Raw genomic sequence first — 18,692 nt, 5'->3', positions numbered from 1 at the left:
CAAACAATACTTAAAGCGGAGAATATGCAAAAGAAAATACTCATTACGGGTGGAGCCGGTTTCATCGGGTCAAACCTGACTGAACATTTTTTAGGGGAAGGCTATGCCGTAGTAGTCCTGGATAACTTTGCCACCGGTCACCGGCATAACATTGCCCAACATGAGGGTAACCCGGCTTTTCAGCTGATCGAAGGGGACATCCGGAATACCAAGGATTGTGAAACTGCTGTGCGAGGAGTTGACTATGTGTTGCATCAAGCCGCATTGGGCTCCGTGCCTCGTTCCATCAAAGACCCGCAGACCTCTAATGAGGTCAATGTATCCGGTTTTCTGAATATGCTGGTAGCAGCACGTGATGCCGGTGTGAAACGTTTTGTCTATGCAGCTTCCTCCTCTACTTATGGTGATTCGGAGAGCTTGCCCAAAGTAGAAGACAAGATCGGTAAGCCCCTGTCGCCTTATGCCATCACTAAGTATGTGAATGAACTCTATGCCGATATTTTCTCTAAAACCTATGGTATTGAAACTATTGGCTTGCGTTATTTCAACGTATTCGGCCGGCGCCAGGATCCCAACGGTGCCTATGCAGCAGTGATTCCCCTGTTTGTGAAAAAGCTGATGAATCATGAAAGCCCGGTGATTAACGGTACAGGTGATTATTCGCGTGATTTTACGTATATCGATAACGTGATTCAGATGAATGAGCTGGCCATGCTGACAGAGAACCCGGAGGCTATAAACACGGTATATAATACAGCAGTGGGTGACAGAACCACGCTTAATCAACTGGTGGGGTATTTGAAAGAATTTTTATCGACTTATGATCCGGCTATCGCTGATGTGGAAGTTATTCACGGACCGAATCGGCAAGGAGATATTCCTCACTCTATGGCATCAGTAGAGAAATCAAAGTTTTTGTTAGGATATCAACCAACGCACACTATTAAAGAGGGGTTGAAAGAAGCAATTAAATGGTATATTATTGAGTGATTTTTGGAATAGAATTATATAATGAATTTAGTTAAGAATATAATCTATAAGTATAAGTAAAAGACATTTTTTGATTTTTATATTTTAATATTTTTATTCTTACAAATACTTTCTAGTTCCTGAATGGTTTCATAGCCACATACATTTCTAGAAAGCAATAATAGATATATTTTATAAAGAACCGGTACTTTTTTCAAAATTATAATTAAGTAATAGCTTCGAATTTCAATGAATAATAATAGTTATGATGAGTTTGGCTGAAAAGAGTACAAAAGGCTCTATGTGGGTAATATTAGGAATTGCAATACAAGGAGGTGCTCAAGTGCTGGTTTTGATGATTTTGGCAAGATTGTTAACTCCATTTGATTTTGGCTTAATTAGTGCTTCACTCGTTGTAGTAAGATTAGCAGAGGTATTTAGTCAGATGGGGGTTGGACCATCAATTACTCAATATAAATTTCTTAAGAAAGAACATGTATCAGCAGGATTTAAAATTACAATGAGTCTTTCTGTTATGGTTGGAGTATTAGTATTTTCCTTAGCAAGTCCTATTGCTAAATGGTTTGGTATGCCAGAGCTTGTGAAAATTGTAAGAGCGTTAAGTATTGTATTTCCAATTATGGGTTCTGGTATTGTTTCTAACGCTTTAATTATAAGAAGCTTAATGTATAAATGGATGTCATTCATTGATGCTATTAGTTATTTGGTTGGGTATTGTGCTGTTGGTGTCATTTTAGCATTCAATGGAATGGGAGTATGGTCATTAGTAATTGCAATAATTGTTCAAACGACAATTACTGCATTTATATCTATTTGGATTAGACCAATAGATATTTTTGTTAAAACAAATAAAGACCATTATAAATATATAGTAAATTATGGTACAGGTTTAACATTAGCAAAAATTGCTAATTATGGATCTGCTCAGATTGATAATATGGTAACGGGGAGATACTTAGGAGCAGAAGCATTAGGAGTTTATGGAAGAGCTTATGAGTTTTTAATGATGCCTACTAATATGATAGGTACAGTTTTAGATAAGACCTTATTTCCTATTATGTCTAAAATTCAAGATGATATAGTGCAACTGCATAAAGTATATCTGAGGTCGATATCTTTAGTGGCTCTGTTAATGTTTCCAATTTCAGCTTTAGTTATATTATTAGCACACCATATTGTCCCTTTGTTTTTGGGAAATCAATGGGGGGCTACTGTTTTACCTTTGCAAGTATTAATCTCTGGATTATTGTTTAGAACAAGTTATAAAATGAGCGATTCATTAGCTAGAGCAACTGGGGCAGTTTATAGAAGGGCATGGAGGCAATGGATATTTGCAATAGCTATTTTAGTGTTTTCATTAATTGGGGCAAAAATATATGGAGTTGTCGGTGTAAGTATTGGTGTAGTGTTAGCAGTGATTGTCAACTTTTCATTAATGATGCAGTTAAGTTTTTCAATTATACCCACCTTAAAATTAAGAGAGGTGATAGGCATTCACGTAAAGTATTTTGCTGTAACTATAATAGCTTTATTATTCACATATTTTTTAAGTATATATATTGGAGAGCAAGGGAGCTCTATTGTACAAGTTCTTTTAATTTCTATAATATTCATAATAATATATTTAATAATATTGTTGATGAATAATAATACTAAAATAGACCTTCTTTGGGGATATAATCTAATTAAAAAGATTCTACAAAAAAAACAAACAATTAAACAGATATAGATTATATTATACAATAATGAAAAATAAATAAATTATGAATATTGATTTTGATAGGAAGTTTAGAATTAAAGATTTGGAGTTATTAAATTTTAATTATTGGTTATTAAGCGTTCGCCCTCAGCAGTTGACAATAGGCTCTTTAGTAATTGCATTAAAAAGATCCTGTTCAAATTTAAGTGATATAACTTCAGAAGAAAGTAAAGAGCTTTCGTTAGTTTTTTCTAAAACGGAAAAGCTACTAAAAATGAGTTTTTCTTATAATAAGATTAACTATTTGTGTTTGATGATGGTTGATAACCAAGTACATTTTCATGTATTTCCGAGATATGATAAACCTATTGCTTTAGATGGAAAAAGTTATGAAGATTCTTCTTGGCCCAAACCTCTTGATCTTACAAATGTTATTGAAGAAGATAATATAGAACTTAAAGTTTTAAAATTACTGAAAGAACAATCAGTAAAGGAAAAAATTGTTGTTGGTTATACTACTGGAGTGTATGATTTATTTCATATTGGTCATCTTAATATATTAAGGAAGGCTAAATATGAATGTGATCGTCTTATAGTAGGTGTAACAACTGATGAGTTATCACTGAGTAGAAAAAAGAAGACACCTGTAATTCCATTAGCTGAACGTATAGAGATTGTAAAGAATATTTCATTTGTTGACGAAGTTGTTCATCAAGATACTATGGATAAATTTATTGCTTGGGAAAAGTATAAATTTGATAAAATGTTTGTTGGAAGTGATTGGAAAGGGACAGAAAAGTGGAATCAAATGGAGAAGGATTTTGCTAAGATAGGTGTTGAAATTGTTTATTTTCCTTATACCGAATCTACTTCTAGTACTTTATTAAGATCTGTTTTATATGATATTGTAAAATAAATAAAAATTATAATACACGTGATGTGAAAAAGTTTATCTTAATAATTATTTGCATATATTTAATATTATGCCCATTCTATCTTTTTCCAAGTGGCCAACCTCAAATAGCTGACATCTTTATTGCTATTGCTAGTATTGCTTTTTTACTGTCAGGTAATGGTAAATATTTCTTCAAACTGAAAGCGGTAAAATATCTGCTTTTGTTTTTATCAGTAGTAATTATTATAAATTCATTTTATTCCTTCTACCTTTTTGCAATTAAGGGTATTCCTAATATAATGTTTGTAGTACCTTTTTTTTATATATTTAATTCGTTATTTTTTATAATAGTAACATATACTTTATATAGTTCTGAAGGTAGCTACTTTTTCAATTGGATTTCTTTGTTTATAATCATTTCCCTATCTCTACAATCTATTTTGGGATTTCTAGGTATTCAAGGTGGCTCAAGAGATATGGAAATGAGGCGTGTTATTTTTTTTAATAACCCTAACCAACTAGGATATTATGCTCTTTTGATGCTATCTATTTTTGCTGTCCTACCTACTGTTTTTCGGAAAAAGAAGTTTATAATGCTATTAACTGTATTATTATCCGGATACTTAGTTTTTTTGTCAGGATCACGGGCCGCTTTATCTGGTATTGCGTTGTTAGGAATTATCATGCTGATAAAAGAAGGATTTAGATACAAATTTAACACATTCATATTAGCCAGTATTTTGATCTTTGCTTATCCTGTCATAATGCAAAGTAATTTTATTAAAGATAGATTAGATTTAATAGAACAACGCAATGAACGAAATGCAGCTTCTGCAACACAAGCACAAATTAGAGCGTATGATCGTTTTTGGATACATCCGGAATATATCTTCTATGGTTCAGGAGAAGGAGAGTATCAGAGATTTGAATCATATCAAAAACTAGAAATGCACTCAGGATTTGGTACAGTTTTATTTAGTTATGGTTTATTAGGCTTCTTTTTCTTTCTTTCTTTTATATATACATGTATTAGAAGAAATTTTTTGTATGGTATAATTATATTATTACCAGTTTTAGCATATAATGTGACACATCAGGGTCTAAGAAATTCATTATTTTGGGTTTTTTTAGCCTGTCTGTATGTAATATTTAATAATGAAATTATTATGAAACTTAAACAACAAATCTAAAGAAATGCTTAAAGAGAAAATAAACAATTTCCTAAGTATGGCTTCACATATACTGGCTTCTATTTTGTCATATTTGATACCGAAGAAAAAGAACTATTGGGTTTTTATCTCATTTCAATATTATGGAAAATATTCAGGAAATAATAAAGCATTATTTGAGTATATACACAAGCACCGTAATCGTTTAAAAATTAATAGTGATATTATATATATAACTAATAATAGGAAAACAGAAGAGCATATAAGGAATTTAAAATTACCTGTTATATATAATCGTTTCTTTTGGTTATATCCATTATTAAGAGCTGAGTATATTTTTACAGATGGCACACGTAGTTTTATGGGTTTTGGATTATTCAAGTTTATTCAAATTTGGCATGGTACCGGATATAAAAATATAGGTCTGTCATATAAAGGTAAAAAATATAGTGGTATTCGGCATTATTTTTTACAGCAATTCTTTAAGAAAATGATATTAGTGTGTGCGACTTCAGAAGAGGATAAATTGCGTAAGGAAATAGCATTTCAAAACTCTAATGTTAGAATTACAGGTTCTCCGAGAAATGATATTTTTTTTGAAGGCATTCAGAATAATAATGATTTGAAGAAAAGGATACTTTACGCCCCAACTTTTAGAGATACAGGCGGTAAGTTTAGTGCTATGAGGCTTGATGATTGGGAATCTCTTGATGCATTAATGAAGGAAAAAGATGCTATTTTCTTTGTAAAAAAGCATCCATCAGATTATAAATTACAAGTACCTACTAGTTTTGAACGAATAATTGATATAACTCAACAGACTGAAGACATTCAAACTCTATTAGCATCAGTAGATGTTTTAATTACGGATTATAGCGGGATAGCTTCAGATTTTGTAATTACAGGAAAACCTATTATTTTCTATACTTATGATTTTGAACAATATATACAAACAAATAGGTCATTTTATTATGATATAGAAAAAGTACTGCCGGGGCCTTTTGTTAAAAAGTCAACCGATTTAATGAATTATTTAAATGATTTTTCGTGGTTTGAAAATGAAGACTATCAGGCAAAATACGATAAATTTAGAAATACTTTTCATACTTATTTAGATGGTAACTCTAGTAAACGTTTTCTTGACGAGGTAATAAAAATAATAGTAAATTAATTTCTTTGAAACACCATATTAATATTTGAGTTTTATGCGAATATTGTTAATATTCTAAATATAATAGCGATATTAATATTTTTAGAAATATTTATTTTGGAATAAAAATATAGCTATAAATTTTGATGGAGAAATTAAATTATAAGTATATTTCTTCTTTGATCTACTAATTATTTTATTAAGTAAAAATGATATTCTCAATGAGTGTTTGAATTTTATGTAAATATTAAAGAAGTTGAAATACAAAATGTAAAATAAGATCAACTTTAACCAGTAGACAATTGAAGAGACAATCCTTAACAAATACTAATTTATAACCTTATTTTTTTCAGAGCTTAGATTTTGAAGGTAAAGAAGTACTTAAAAAATGATAAGTTGAATATAGGTAATTACATCATTTATTCAAAATTATATTTAAAAGATGACACAAACCCCCCCAATAAAGATATTATTTTCATCTAATATTTCTTGGAGTATATATAACTTCCGATTTAGCTTGTTAAAATATTTTCAGTCTAAAGGGTATATTATTTATACTATTGCACATAAAGATAAATATGCTAAATATTTAGATGACGAAGGATTTCATTTTCATCATATAGACATAAATAATAATTCAACAAACCCTATTGGAGATTTTAAACTAATTTTAGACTATATTAAATTATATAAACAAATATCCCCAAATATTATTTTACATAATGCTATAAAACCCAATATTTATGGAACAATTGCTGCACAGTATTTAGGTATCCCTGTTATAAATAATATTTCTGGCTTGGGGACTCTTTTTATTAAAAATTCTTTTTTTACAAAAATTGCAAAATATTTATACAAATTCTCTCAGAATAAAGCAAGTAAAGTCTTATTTCAGAATCATGAAGATCTGGATTTATTTATAGAAAATGGCTTAGTCAAAAAGGAGTTAACGGAACTGGTTCCTGGGTCGGGTGTAGACACTAATTTTTTTTCTCCAATCGATAACAAAAGAAAAAATTCTTTATTTGAATTTATTTTTGTTGCAAGACTAATTGCAGACAAAGGAATTAGAGAATTTATCGAAGCAATCAGGATTATTCGTTCTAAAAATTATAGAGTTAAATTTACAATTTTAGGGTCAATATATGAAGCTAACTCTACAGCCATAACTCAACAAGAGTTGAAAGACTGGATAAATGAGTTGCATATTAATTATATACCACATTCTGATAATGTAAGGGATATAATGAAATATGCGGATTGTTTAGTATTACCGTCTTATAGAGAAGGATTATCTAGAGTTTTAATTGAAGCCTCAAGCTTAGCAATTCCTATGATAACTACAAAAGTACCTGGCTGTAAAGATGTGGTTATAAACAATGTTAATGGCCTTTTGTGTGAAGTCAAGAATAGTAAAGATTTAGCAGAGAAAATGGAGTTGATGCTAAACATGGATGAGGGAGAATTGCTTAGAATGGGATTAAATGCTAGAAAAAGAGCTGTTGATGTTTTTGACATAAAAAAAATTGTAGCTGTATATGAAAATTGTGTTAAAGAGATTTTAAGTATATAACAGATCATGGTAATTTGTTGTGAAACAAAAAATCATTAGACATTTATATTATGCAATTCATGAAATTTCTTATTTAATATAATAAATACAATTATTAAAAAATATATGGATATCCATATGAATTTTCGATTATGTCTTCTCTAGATTCAAAGAATTAAAAAATAAAATTTATTGCTAAAAATTTTTAAAACATACTTTCTAATTATTTAAAGCTATATATATATAATTAATTTACAAATAATTATGATACCATTCTCACCGCCATTTATCAATGATAAAGTAATAGATGAAGTTGTTGACTCTTTGAAATCGGGCTGGATAACAACCGGTCCTAAAGTGAAAGAGCTGGAACAGGAAATAAAGAAATTTTCAGGGGCAAAAGAAGTTCTATGTGTAAATTCCTGGACCTCCGGAGCCATATTGATGTTACGTTGGTTAGGACTTAAAGAAGGTGATGAGGTAGTGGTTCCCGCTTATACCTATAGTGCGACAGCTTTGGCCGTTTATCATGCCGGCGGTACACCTGTAATGGTTGATGTAACAGAAGATTTCAACATCTCTATTGATAGTATTCGTAAAGCGATAACAACAAAGACGAAGGCGATACTTCCTGTTGATATTGCTGGCTTTCCTTGTGATTATGAGGAAATAATGAAGTTGGTTAATGAAGAAGGGGTACGAAGACTTTATAAGGCGGAGTCAGAAGTACAGGAAAAGATAGGAAGAATAATGGTTATTAATGATGCAGCTCATTCATTAGGAGCCACCTATTCGGAGGGTGTGCGTACAGGAAACGAAACCGATATAGCTATTTTTTCGCTGCATGCGGTCAAAAATGTAACGACTGCAGAGGGTGGTGCAATCTGTCTGAATTTGCCGGAGCCATTTAAAAATGAGAAATTATATAAGCAATTACGCCAAATGAGCCTGAATTGTCAAACAAAAGATGCTTTCTCAAAGTCTAAGGCAGGAGGCTGGCGATATGATATTACAGGTTTAGGAATGAAAATTAATATGGCCGATATTAATGCTGCCATAGGTCTCGCACAAATGAGAATATATCCGGAACTATTGAAAGAGAGAAAAAGAATTTTTGATAAGTATAATGCTGCATTTTCAAACGAACAATGGGCTATAGTTCCGCCATCCGTTGTTAAGGGGAAAGAAAGTTCTTACCATATATATGCATTAAGAATTAAAGACATAAATGAAGAACAAAGAGACAAAATCATAGAAGAGATTGCCAAAGCCGGAGTTGCAGTGAATGTCCATTTTATCCCTATGCCCATGCTTACATTTTTCAAAGAGAAAGGTTATAAAATTGACGATTATCCGCAGGCGTATAATAATTATAAGGGTGAAATCTCATTGCCAATATATCCTCAGCTTACTGACTCTCAAGTTGATTATATTATTGAGGTTGTAAAAAAATCATACGAAGTAATCATAAGCCAGGAGTGAAAAGAATATTTGATATCGTCATGAGCTTTATAGGGCTTTTACTCTTAAGCCCCGTATTCCTTTTTCTTGCAGTCTGGATTAAGTTAGGTTCTAAAGGTCCTGTTTTTTATAGACAAACCAGGGTGGGAAAAAACAATAAAGATTTTCAGATATATAAATTCAGATCAATGTATATTGATTCGGATAAAGGCGGATTAATAACAATTGGAGGACGTGATCCCAGGGTAACAAGGTCAGGTTATTATATAAGAAAGTATAAATTGGATGAATTTCCTCAACTTATTAACGTTATTAAGGGAGAAATGAGTATTGTAGGCCCAAGGCCTGAAGTAAGAAAATATGTAAACTTGTATACCAAGGAGCAATTAAGAGTAATAGAAGTTAGGCCGGGAATAACCGATATTGCATCTATCAAATATAGAAATGAAAATGAACTTTTAGAAAAAGCTGAAAATCCTGAAAAATATTATATTGAGGTTGTAATGCAAGATAAATTGAAGTATAATTTGGAATATATAGGTCAACAGTCGTTTTTTTTTGACATCAAGCTGATTCTAAATACTTTAAAATTAATAGTATTTAGATAAAAATTTTAATCTATATGCTCAGAGACTAGTTTTAGAGATATAACACATCAAATTTCTTACTTTACTCAAATAATATGGTAGATATATTAAAGGGCGGGATAGCTAGTGACCAAAGAGGAAATATCCGTTTTGTAAATGATTTCGATATGTCAGGCATTAAGAGATTTTATATTATTAAAAATGTTGATACAGAGACTGTTCGGGGTTGGCGTGCACATCGTATAGAGCAGCGATGGTTTTATGTTTTGTCAGGCTCATTTATATTGGATTTAGTGGTAGTTGATAATTGGAACTCTGCCTCTCGAAATCTTCCTGTAGAAAGAAAAATATTGACAGCATCTGACCTATCAGTTATTCATATCCCGCAAGGATATGGAACTGCTATTCAATCATTAGAAGAAGAATCAGAGCTCTTGGTTTTTGCTGATCATGATATTAAACACGCTACTTTAGATGATTATACCTGGCCAAAAGATTATTTTCTACAGAGAGGGAGATAAATATTTTTGGAGAACAAGAAAATTAGTAAGGCCTTTTGTGCTCTTGGGGTATCGTTCCCAAAGCCTTTTCAAACACTCTTCTGGCATGTGCCCAGCACGCCAGATGCGTTACCTGTGCCTTTGGTGAGTATTTTTCGTAAACCACGTAACCGCCCGTCTGCAGGTACCCTTTGAAGTTCTCCGGCATAGGAAAGACGTATCCGCCCGGTGAAGTACATATTTCGGTCTTTGGCAAGAGTCAGTAAGTTTGCTGCATGAATATGGACGATAAACGGGAACGAATGCTATCGTAAGTAACGGCCTATCCCCCTCTTTTTTTAGAATTGGTTAGGATTGAACTTTGCGATCATGAAAGAAGAGCAGATAAGAAAAAGGGCATACTACCAAGACCTTTCTGGGAGTGGAAGTCAAGCGGAGATCCGGTGGGTTTATTTTATGAGCGGGTTTCGGTGAAGTATTGTACGTTTCGTTACTCTCACCGGTTCTACCTCTATGATGGTCACTGCGATATGCGAAAGTCATTCGATGGTCTTTGCGGGTTGGTAATTTCCAGGATGCAGCGTCAGCCCACCAGCGGAGAGGTGTTAGTGTATCTGAACCGTAGCCGCACACATATTAAGGTTTTGCATTGGGTGCGAGGCGGTTTTGTGTTGTATTATAAACGGCTGGTGACGTCAATCTAAGAAAGTCTGATATTTCGGATCATAAATTATTCGCGTGTAAATATCTATTTGTGATGTAAGCAAAAAACTTCACTAAAATTATCTTCTATTTCTAGTGTGGATACCCACTCTGTACTATCTTTGTAACCGAATAAACCCATCCTTTACAATAATGAAACATGAAAACAAGATTCCGGTTTTCCTCTCCACCGTTAATGGAGGAGGAATGAGATGCGTTCTGCCAGCCCTAGCTGAGGGTATTTTATTTTTGTTAAGGTCTCTCCGCAGTCTATTATTTTGTATCTGAAGGAGAATAGTTGTATTTAGTACTATATTTTATAAAATCCTCAGGGAATTGTTGATGCTGACCGGGTCAAACCGGGACATTCCTTCTATACGCACAACACCAGATAAAAGACTGATATTTACCTGTATGTATATGAAGAACCGACTTGAACACTTGGTAAACCGCTACAAAAACAAATTTGTTTCCCATTGGTTGATCCTGGCAATGGATATAACCATTGTAGTATTTTCGTTCTTTTGGGCTACTTATATCCGGTTCAATTTTGAATTGGAATATCCTGACCCCGGGCTGTATAAGTACCACTTGGCCCTGGTCATGGGAGTAAACCTGCTGGCTTTCCTGTTCTGGCAAACACACCGGGGGATTATCCGGCACAGCAGTTTAGAAGAATCCAGAAATGTTTTGTACGCGTGTCTTACTGCCTTTTTCCTTCTGTTGACTATCGGGTACTTTCGAAAAGCAGGTTTGGGGACTTATTTGCACGTACCCGCCTCTATTTTGTTGATCAACTTTTTTATATCTGTTTTTGCGTTGTTGGGTAGCCGGATGCTGATCAAATTTCTATTCCGGAGACTAACATCTGCCCACAAAAACGAGCAAAAAGTAATAATTTATGGAGCCGGGACCCTTGGCCGGGCTACTAAAAAAGCTTTGGGCCATAACCAGGCTAAACGATACCATGTTTTGTTTTTTGTGGATGATGATTCGGGTAAAATTGGCAAAACATTGGAAGGAATCAGGATATACAATCATGAGGAGGCACTGAATCTTCTTAAAAAGGATGGTTCGGATCATAAAGATATAGAACTCATCTTTGCTATTCATACCAATGGTACTTCTATCAAGGCTTCATTAACCGAGGACTTTTTGGAGATGGGGTTACGATTGAAAGTAGTGCCTCCTATTGAGAAATGGCTGGACAATAAATTGAGCAGCAAACAGATTGCCAATGTAAGCATTGAAGATTTGCTGGAGCGCCCCAGCATACAGATGGATAATGCGCAGGTAGCAGGTATCATTCAGGAACGGTGTGTGATGATTACCGGGGCAGCCGGCTCGATCGGCAGCGAAATTGTACGGCAGGTGTTGTTGCTGAAGCCGGCTTGCGTGGTGCTGGTAGACCAGGCGGAATCGGCCCTGTATGACCTGGAAAGTGAACTGCTCCGGATGGGAGAAGCTCATATTGATAATACACGGTTCGTAATCAAGGTAGAGAATATCATCAACCGGGTGGAGATGAAACGGATCTTTGAGCAGTACCGGCCTCACCTGGTTTTTCATGCGGCTGCCTACAAGCACGTACCGCTCATGGAGGCCAACCCGGCCAAGGCTATCGAGGTCAACGTACTGGGGACCCGCAACCTGGCCGACCTGGCTGTAAGGTATGGGGTGGAGAAATTTGTGTTTATCTCTACCGATAAGGCGGTGAACCCTACCAACGTGATGGGGGCCAGCAAGCGCCTGGCAGAAATGTATGTGCAGAGCCGGAATTCGCAGGCTACCCGCTTTATCACTACCCGTTTCGGGAATGTGCTGGGCAGTAACGGTTCGGTGATTCCGCTGTTCCGGAAACAGATCGAGGCCGGCGGGCCGGTAACAGTGACCCACCCGGATATTATCCGTTATTTTATGACTATCCCGGAAGCCTGCCAGCTGGTGCTGGAGGCGGGTACCATGGGTAAGGGCGGCGAGATTTTTGTATTTGATATGGGAGTACCGGTACGGATTGCCGACCTGGCGGTGAAGATGATCCGCCTTTCGGGCCTGGAGCCTCATACGGGCATACCGATTGTGTACAGCGGGCTGCGACCGGGCGAAAAGCTGTACGAAGAGTTGCTGAATAACGGGGAGTCGGTATTGCCCACCTATCACCCCAAGATCATGATTGCCCAGGTGATGCCGCATGATGATGGGTTGATCGGCCACGAGCTGGAGCACCTGGAGACTGTTTACCGGGAAAGCCCGGCCCTGGAACTGGTGCGTTTCCTAAAGAAAATGGTGCCGGAATACATCTCCAACAATTCACCCTACGAAAAACTGGATCAAACTGCGGGCAGCGAAGTGGAAATCCGGTAAATATTCCTTATTTTTGCGTATTATTCTATGTATAGCATGCAAACAAGAACTTTGTTCCCGATCCTGGTAACGGTATTTTTCGGAATGTTGGTATTCCAGTCCTGCAGAAGCCCGCGGGAATTATCCTACTTCCAGGCGGCCGATTCCCTGACCTACAAACAGATTCCCGGTATACAGCCGGAAGTTTCCCGGATTCAGCCCAACGACATCCTGGCCATTACCATTACCTCTATGGACAAGGAATCGAACGAGATCCTTAATTTTGCCAATATTAATCCTATTCCCATGAGTATTTTCCCAGGAACACAAGGAGGAACCGGAATGAGAAGCCAACCTTTAGGCTATCTAGTGGATGCGTTGGGTTTTGTGGAACTGCCTTTTGTGGGTAAGGTAAGAGTGAACGGCTTTACGCTCTCAGAAGCAGCGGGAACTATCCGTTCTCTGGTGGACTCCAGCCTGGTGGTAGAACCAGCCGTAAATGTACGTTTTTTGAACCGGAAATTTTCGGTATTGGGGGAAGTGGGGAAAACAGGTACTTTTAACCTCCTTGATGACCGGACTACTCTACCGGAAGCCTTGGCGATAGCGGGCGACATCGGGGTATACGGTAACCGGGAGCGGGTGATGGTTATCCGGGAGAGTGAGGGGATACGGGAAATAGCCCGGGTCAACCTGCGTACGGAAGAGATCTTTGACTCGCCCTATTACTATATCCGCCACGGTGACCTGATTTACGTGGAACCCCTGAGAGAAAAAGCTACGAATACCGACCGACAGGTGCAGCTGGCCCCTATAGTATTAAGCGCCATCAGCACCACCATTGTCTTGTTTACCTTTATTATCAACGTATTCAAATAACCCTACATGAAAGAAATGGATTTCCGACAACAGGAAGAGGTCACTTTTAGTCTGAAAGCTAATATATTGCAGTATGCCAGGCATTGGCTGTGGTTCGTGATATCTTTATTTTTGTGCTTTGGTGCTGCCTGGCTGTACCTGAAGCGGGCTACGCCCATGTATCGGGTATCGGCCTCCATATTGATCAAGGATGAAAAGAAAGGGGCCAGCAACGAGATGCTGAAAGACCTGGACCTCTTTGCCGGTAGCAAGCTGGTGGATAACGAGGCGGAGGTGCTGAAGTCACGAATGCTGATGGAGAAGGTGGTCGACGAACTGAATCTGACCGTGAGCTATTACCAAGAAGGTCGGTTCAGAGATTATGAATTATATAGCAAAAGCTCTATACGGGTTACGGCCAATCAGCTGCAAAGTTTTGCCTACGAAAACCCGGTATACATTCGTCCGCTAAGTGAGCAGAAATTTGAACTTTTGGATGAAAATCACCGGTTGATGGGTACTTTTTTATACACTCAGTCGGTGAAAAGCAAATACGGGACGTTTAGGGTATTTAAGCAGCCGGATACAGGCGAAGACCTGGTGAAAGTACGGTTTATTTCCCGTGATCAGATAATTGATCGACTTCTACGAGATATAAATGTAAGTCTTTTGAACAAGAATAGCACAGTACTTTCTATTACGTACCAGAGTGCTGTACCGGAGAAGGGGAAAGCTATTCTGTCTAAACTGCTGGATGTGTATACCTTCACCTCCCTGGAGGATAAAAACCGGGAAGCCACCAATACCCTCCGGTTCATTGAGGAGCGGCTCAAGCTGGTGACCGGGGAGCTCTCTGATGTGGAAAAAGACGTGGAGCGGTACAAGACCTCGGCCGGTATTACGGATTTGAGCGCGGAGTCGAACCTGTTCCTGGAAAAAGTGAAGGATAACGACAGCAAGCTGAGCGAAGTGGATATCCAGATCAAGGTATTGGAGGGCGTGGAGCGCTATGTGAACAGTGAAGGAGCTACCTCTAATGTAGCCCCGGCCACATTGATGGTGACCGACCCGGTATTGACCTCTTACATTGAAGGCCTCAGCCAGCTGGAGCTGCAGAAGGAAAAGATATCAAAGGGAGCGCGAAGCAGCAACCCTTTCCTGGAAACCATCAACACCCAGATTGCCAACACCAAGCAGGCGATACGGGAGAACCTGGCTAACCAGAAGCGTAGCCTGACCATTACCCGTACAGCGCTGCAGGGCAACAATAACCGGCTGGAGGGGGCTATCCGCAGCATTCCCCGGAAAGAGCGGGAATACGTGGGTGTACAGCGACAGCAGAACATCAAGGAAAATCTTTACCTGATCCTGCTGCAAAAGCGGGAAGAAACTGCTCTCTCCTATGCGTCTACCGTAACCGATAGTCGGATAGTGGATATACCAAATAGTACTTCTGTTCCTATTAGTCCTAAAAAAAATGTAATTTATCTTGCCACTTTATTCTTGGGTATTTTATTACCAGTTGGTTACATCTATGGTAGGGAGATGCTGATTGACACCGTTCAGTCAAAAAAAGAAATTGAGGCAAAAACCAATCTAGCTGTATTTGGAGAAATTGCCCTCCGCGACCGGAAAGACAAAAGTAACTTTATTGATGCCAAAGGCCGGGATTTTATAGCCGAGCAGTTCCGGACCATCCGGACCAACCTGCAATACCTTAATAAGGAGGATAACGGAAAGGCAACAACCATCCTGCTGACCTCATCAATGTCAGGAGAAGGGAAAACTTTTGTGGCGCTCAACCTGGCCGCCAGCATAGGGATGCTGGGCAAAAAAGTGCTGATCATGGAGCTGGACTTGCGGAAGCCCAAGCTTTCGGAATATATGAATATCAAACCGAAAAAAGGAATTACCCATTACCTGACGGGGCAGGCTGAAGAAGATGAGCTGATCACGGCTACGGTGATTGAGAGCATGTACCTGATTTCAAGCGGCCCCATACCGCCTAACCCGTCTGAGCTGTTGGCCGGTGATAAAATTCAAAAGCTGATCGAGGTGTACCAGCGCTCTTTTGATTACATTATCCTGGATATGCCGCCTATCGGCTTGGTGTCGGATGCTTCGTTGCTGGCGCCGCTGGCCGATACCTGCTTCTACCTGATCCGGCATGAGGTAACGCCACGAAATCACCTGAATTTCCTGAAAGATTTGTCGAAAAGCAAGCGGTTTAAGTCAATTAACGTTATCTTTAACGGGGTTAATTACAAAAACAGCAGGGAATACGGCTATGGGTACGGCAGCTATTACGGCTACGGTATGTATGGGTATGGGGATGAGAAGAAGAGGAAGGGGTTGTTTTCGAGGAGATAGTAGATATTAGTTCCGAGTTCCGAGTGGAGAGTATCCAAAGCGATATTTAACCACCCGGAACTAGGTACTCGGAACTCTCCACTCGGAACTAAAGTAATCTATCCATGAAACTATTACTCATTATAGGCCTGTTAACAGGCTCACCGGATACGGTGAAGGCTGAATCCGTGCAACTGAACATAAGCACGCTGGGCGGTGGATTGGAAAGTTCTTTCCGGTTTACCGCCCGGCCTGTTTCTATACGGGCCGGGGTAAATTATGTGTGGTTCAGGAAACCGCTTCGCTTTGAAACCGCCACTGACAGCTATCTGAATGCACAACCCGATATTTACAGCGGCCATGTATATGTGCTGGCCGATTATCACTTTCTGAAGAAACGCTGGCTGCGGGCTACCGCCGGACTGGCCTATGCCCCTTTCCAACGTTATGCAGCCTTTTTTGATACCGACGGCGACCTGAAGCTGGGTGAAATGACCATACCGAAAAATGAATTCGGCCATACTGACCTGGAGATACGGTGGAACCGGCTGAAGCCTTACCTGGGCATAGGTATCGGCAGGCAGGTGATGCAGAAACGGGTGGGCTTGTGCCTCGACCTGGGCATGTTTCACCTGGGAAGCCCGAAGCTCCGGCTGAACTACGAAGGTTTCCTGGAAACCACCACCATTGACGAAGAGGTGTTGAAAATCCAGCAGAATATGAGGGGGTACAGGTTTTATCCGTACCTCTCGATACAGGTTAAGTACCGGGTGTATTAGTTCCGGGTACCGAGTAGTTAGTTCCGAGTACTTCAACTCGGTACCCGGAACTGACCCACCCGTAAAACCAGCACACTCATAGTTAAAATTAACATTTATGAAAAAATTGCTTTTCCTTCTCCTAACTATTACCGCTTGTAAAAATCCGGTGGAAGATTTTGTGCTGGGCTTTAAGGAGCCTATTGAGACCGGTACTTTGCGGATACAGTTTAACCTGCCGGAAGAAGGTAAGGTGCCCGCTGACCTGAAATTTTCAGTTACCGGGCCGGATGCCGCCCAGATAGTAAGCCACCTGAATACTCCCAAATACCGCATCAATGCAGAAGGGGTGGTGGTACTGGCCCTGGCGCCGGAGCTCGAGCCTACTCCCGAGCAACCGGTTGATTTTACGGTAGTAGCCGAAGCCGCCGGCTACCTGAAGGTGATCAGAAGATTCAAGTATACGGCGCGGACCAACCGGAGCTTCAGTGCCCGGCTGATCAAAGCCGGGCAGACCGGGGCAATGGCTACCCGCCAGCTGGAAATAGATGAGCAGGCAGCCGTAGAGGTGGCTAACGGAGCCGAAAAGCTGGAGCTGCGCCTGCCGGCAGGGAACCGTTTCTTTGACGAAAACGGGCAGGCCCTCAGCGGCACCCGCGAGCTGAGCCTGATCACTTATTCTGCAGCCGGCGCACAGAGCCGCCTACCCGACGGCGGAACGGCCGCAAAACCCCAGAATGCAGAAGGAAAACCGCTGGTCAACCCGTTTACGGTGAGCCGGGTGGCCGGCATGGTATCTATAGAGATGAGCACGAAAAACCAGGAGGTGATCCGCTCTTTTAAGGAGCCCTTGCAGGCGGTGATGCAGCTCAACCCCAACACGCTTCACCCGGTGACCGGCAAGCCCATTAAAGCAGGCGACCGACTGGATATCATCAGCTACGATACCGATGAAGGCGTATGGAAGCTGGAAGGAGAAACAGCCGTCAGCAAAAATGCCGGCGGGGCGCTGGTGGCGGAGTTCCCTATCCCCCACCTCAGCTACTGGATAGCCGGCTGGATACAGGAGATTTGTGCCAAAGGGCCGTCGTTCCGGGTTTCGAGCGACTATACCAACCTCGACATCAGCCATCTCGCCCGGCTGGTCAACGCCAGGGACGGCAGCGTGATCAAAGAATATTACCTGTCGCTGAATAAGGGAAAAACACTTAACGTAAGCCTGCTTCCGGCCCAGGACGACCCGGTTAAATTGGTAGTGCTGGATTACAACAATTACCACGGCGGGAACAAAGCCAAAGTACTGGCGACTTCTGCAGCCGTACCGCTGTGCGAAAGCAGGACAGTGGACCTGCCGGCCGTTCGGGCCACGCTGCCGAAGCCGCTGACCATTGAGATGAACAATACATGCCCGAACGGCTCGACCATCCCTGACAGCAAGCTGCCGGCCCAGCTGCGGATACAGTTCAGCGAGGTGGGAAAAAATGCCTGGAAAGACGCCGGGGTAATTACACGGGGAGCCAAAACCGCCGTTACTTACCGTTTACTGATCGGTAGGCGCTACGACCTGCGGGGCAGCACCGACGGGGGCGTCAGCTGGCCATACCAGACGCTGAATGCACATATTGATAAGGCGTACTGGCTGGCGGATCTGAAGGATCTGGGGTATTGTAAGTAATTTT

15 protein-coding genes and 1 pseudogene are annotated in these 18,692 nt (G+C 39.5%); 15 read left to right on the top strand and 1 reads right to left on the bottom strand.

Features of this window, described 5'->3' with window-relative positions:
• Positions 1-24: 24 nt before the first annotated feature.
• The 9 genes from AB2U10_RS04670 to AB2U10_RS04630 all read left to right on the top strand — a co-directional run bounded on the left by AB2U10_RS04670 (position 25) and on the right by AB2U10_RS04630 (position 10,024).
• Entirely contained in the window at positions 25-990 is a 966-nt protein-coding gene (locus AB2U10_RS04670) for an SDR family oxidoreductase (protein WP_367913171.1), read from the top strand.
• A 244-nt stretch (positions 991-1,234) separates the two neighbouring features.
• Positions 1,235-2,719, top strand: coding sequence for a lipopolysaccharide biosynthesis protein (locus tag AB2U10_RS04665; protein WP_367913172.1), 1,485 nt, complete (start codon positions 1,235-1,237; stop codon positions 2,717-2,719).
• Positions 2,720-2,753: 34 nt separating this feature from the next.
• Entirely contained in the window at positions 2,754-3,605 is an 852-nt protein-coding gene (locus AB2U10_RS04660; protein WP_367913173.1) for an adenylyltransferase/cytidyltransferase family protein, read from the top strand.
• A 23-nt stretch (positions 3,606-3,628) separates the two neighbouring features.
• Positions 3,629-4,774: an O-antigen ligase family protein gene (locus AB2U10_RS04655; RefSeq protein ID WP_367913174.1), complete on the top strand. Its 1,146-nt coding sequence runs from the start codon at positions 3,629-3,631 to the stop codon at positions 4,772-4,774.
• 4 nt (positions 4,775-4,778) lie between these two features.
• A complete protein-coding gene (locus AB2U10_RS04650) occupies positions 4,779-5,924 on the top strand; it encodes a CDP-glycerol glycerophosphotransferase family protein (protein WP_367913175.1) in 1,146 nt (381 codons plus the stop codon).
• 421 nt (positions 5,925-6,345) lie between these two features.
• The gene (locus tag AB2U10_RS04645; RefSeq protein ID WP_367913176.1) at positions 6,346-7,476 is read left to right on the top strand and encodes a glycosyltransferase family 4 protein; all 1,131 of its coding nucleotides are present in this window, start codon (positions 6,346-6,348) and stop codon (positions 7,474-7,476) included.
• A 243-nt stretch (positions 7,477-7,719) separates the two neighbouring features.
• The gene (locus tag AB2U10_RS04640) at positions 7,720-8,937 is read left to right on the top strand and encodes a DegT/DnrJ/EryC1/StrS family aminotransferase (protein WP_367913177.1); all 1,218 of its coding nucleotides are present in this window, start codon (positions 7,720-7,722) and stop codon (positions 8,935-8,937) included.
• Positions 8,934-9,524, top strand: a complete 591-nt coding sequence (locus AB2U10_RS04635) for a sugar transferase (protein WP_367913178.1) — start codon at positions 8,934-8,936, stop codon at positions 9,522-9,524. Before AB2U10_RS04640 ends, AB2U10_RS04635 begins: the two co-directional genes overlap by 4 nt.
• 74 nt (positions 9,525-9,598) lie before the next feature.
• Positions 9,599-10,024 carry a WxcM-like domain-containing protein gene (locus AB2U10_RS04630; RefSeq protein WP_367913179.1) on the top strand — a complete coding sequence of 142 codons (426 nt, stop codon included), beginning with the start codon at positions 9,599-9,601 and terminating at the stop codon, positions 10,022-10,024.
• Positions 10,025-10,085: 61 nt separating this feature from the next.
• Here AB2U10_RS04630 and AB2U10_RS04625 read toward each other — a convergent pair.
• Positions 10,086-10,199, bottom strand: a pseudogene (locus AB2U10_RS04625) (IS66 family transposase); the annotation flags it as partial.
• Positions 10,200-10,446: 247 nt separating this feature from the next.
• Between AB2U10_RS04625 and tnpB the strand changes: the two are divergent.
• From tnpB to AB2U10_RS04595, 6 genes are all read left to right on the top strand, one after another.
• The gene (tnpB, locus tag AB2U10_RS04620) at positions 10,447-10,707 is read left to right on the top strand and encodes an IS66 family insertion sequence element accessory protein TnpB (RefSeq protein WP_493820268.1); all 261 of its coding nucleotides are present in this window, start codon (positions 10,447-10,449) and stop codon (positions 10,705-10,707) included.
• Positions 10,708-11,125: 418 nt separating this feature from the next.
• Positions 11,126-13,069: a polysaccharide biosynthesis protein gene (locus AB2U10_RS04615; protein WP_367913180.1), complete on the top strand. Its 1,944-nt coding sequence runs from the start codon at positions 11,126-11,128 to the stop codon at positions 13,067-13,069.
• 36 nt (positions 13,070-13,105) lie between these two features.
• Complete coding sequence (locus AB2U10_RS04610) at positions 13,106-13,927, top strand: polysaccharide biosynthesis/export family protein (RefSeq protein WP_367913181.1); 822 nt, start codon at positions 13,106-13,108, stop codon at positions 13,925-13,927.
• Positions 13,928-13,942: 15 nt separating this feature from the next.
• Positions 13,943-16,276: a GumC family protein gene (locus tag AB2U10_RS04605; protein WP_367913182.1), complete on the top strand. Its 2,334-nt coding sequence runs from the start codon at positions 13,943-13,945 to the stop codon at positions 16,274-16,276.
• 104 nt (positions 16,277-16,380) lie between these two features.
• Positions 16,381-17,034, top strand: a complete 654-nt coding sequence (locus AB2U10_RS04600) for a hypothetical protein (protein ID WP_367913183.1) — start codon at positions 16,381-16,383, stop codon at positions 17,032-17,034.
• A 97-nt stretch (positions 17,035-17,131) separates the two neighbouring features.
• The gene (locus AB2U10_RS04595; protein WP_367913184.1) at positions 17,132-18,688 is read left to right on the top strand and encodes a hypothetical protein; all 1,557 of its coding nucleotides are present in this window, start codon (positions 17,132-17,134) and stop codon (positions 18,686-18,688) included.
• The last annotated feature ends 4 nt before the right edge of the window (positions 18,689-18,692 follow it).

Source organism: Leadbetterella sp. DM7 (genome assembly GCF_040829825.2).
In the GTDB taxonomy this organism is placed as follows: Bacteria; Bacteroidota; Bacteroidia; order Cytophagales; family Spirosomataceae; genus Leadbetterella.
Note: the sequence above shows the minus strand (reverse complement) of the source record. Positions and strands in the feature narration are given on the sequence as shown.

Bases quoted from the DNA above. Each gene is read 5' to 3' on its own strand.
- AB2U10_RS04630 (WP_367913179.1), top strand. From the start codon at position 9,599: ATGGTAGATATATTAAAGGGCGGGATAGCTAGTGACCAAAGAGGAAAT.
- AB2U10_RS04660 (WP_367913173.1), top strand. From the start codon at position 2,754: ATGAATATTGATTTTGATAGGAAGTTTAGAATTAAAGATTTGGAGTTA.
- AB2U10_RS04615 (WP_367913180.1), top strand. From the start codon at position 11,126: ATGAAGAACCGACTTGAACACTTGGTAAACCGCTACAAAAACAAATTT.
- AB2U10_RS04605 (WP_367913182.1), top strand. From the start codon at position 13,943: ATGGATTTCCGACAACAGGAAGAGGTCACTTTTAGTCTGAAAGCTAAT.
- AB2U10_RS04650 (WP_367913175.1), top strand. From the start codon at position 4,779: ATGCTTAAAGAGAAAATAAACAATTTCCTAAGTATGGCTTCACATATA.
- AB2U10_RS04610 (WP_367913181.1), top strand. From the start codon at position 13,106: ATGCAAACAAGAACTTTGTTCCCGATCCTGGTAACGGTATTTTTCGGA.
- AB2U10_RS04600 (WP_367913183.1), top strand. From the start codon at position 16,381: ATGAAACTATTACTCATTATAGGCCTGTTAACAGGCTCACCGGATACG.
- AB2U10_RS04640 (WP_367913177.1), top strand. From the start codon at position 7,720: ATGATACCATTCTCACCGCCATTTATCAATGATAAAGTAATAGATGAA.
- AB2U10_RS04595 (WP_367913184.1), top strand. From the start codon at position 17,132: ATGAAAAAATTGCTTTTCCTTCTCCTAACTATTACCGCTTGTAAAAAT.
- AB2U10_RS04645 (WP_367913176.1), top strand. From the start codon at position 6,346: ATGACACAAACCCCCCCAATAAAGATATTATTTTCATCTAATATTTCT.
- AB2U10_RS04665 (WP_367913172.1), top strand. From the start codon at position 1,235: ATGATGAGTTTGGCTGAAAAGAGTACAAAAGGCTCTATGTGGGTAATA.
- AB2U10_RS04670 (WP_367913171.1), top strand. From the start codon at position 25: ATGCAAAAGAAAATACTCATTACGGGTGGAGCCGGTTTCATCGGGTCA.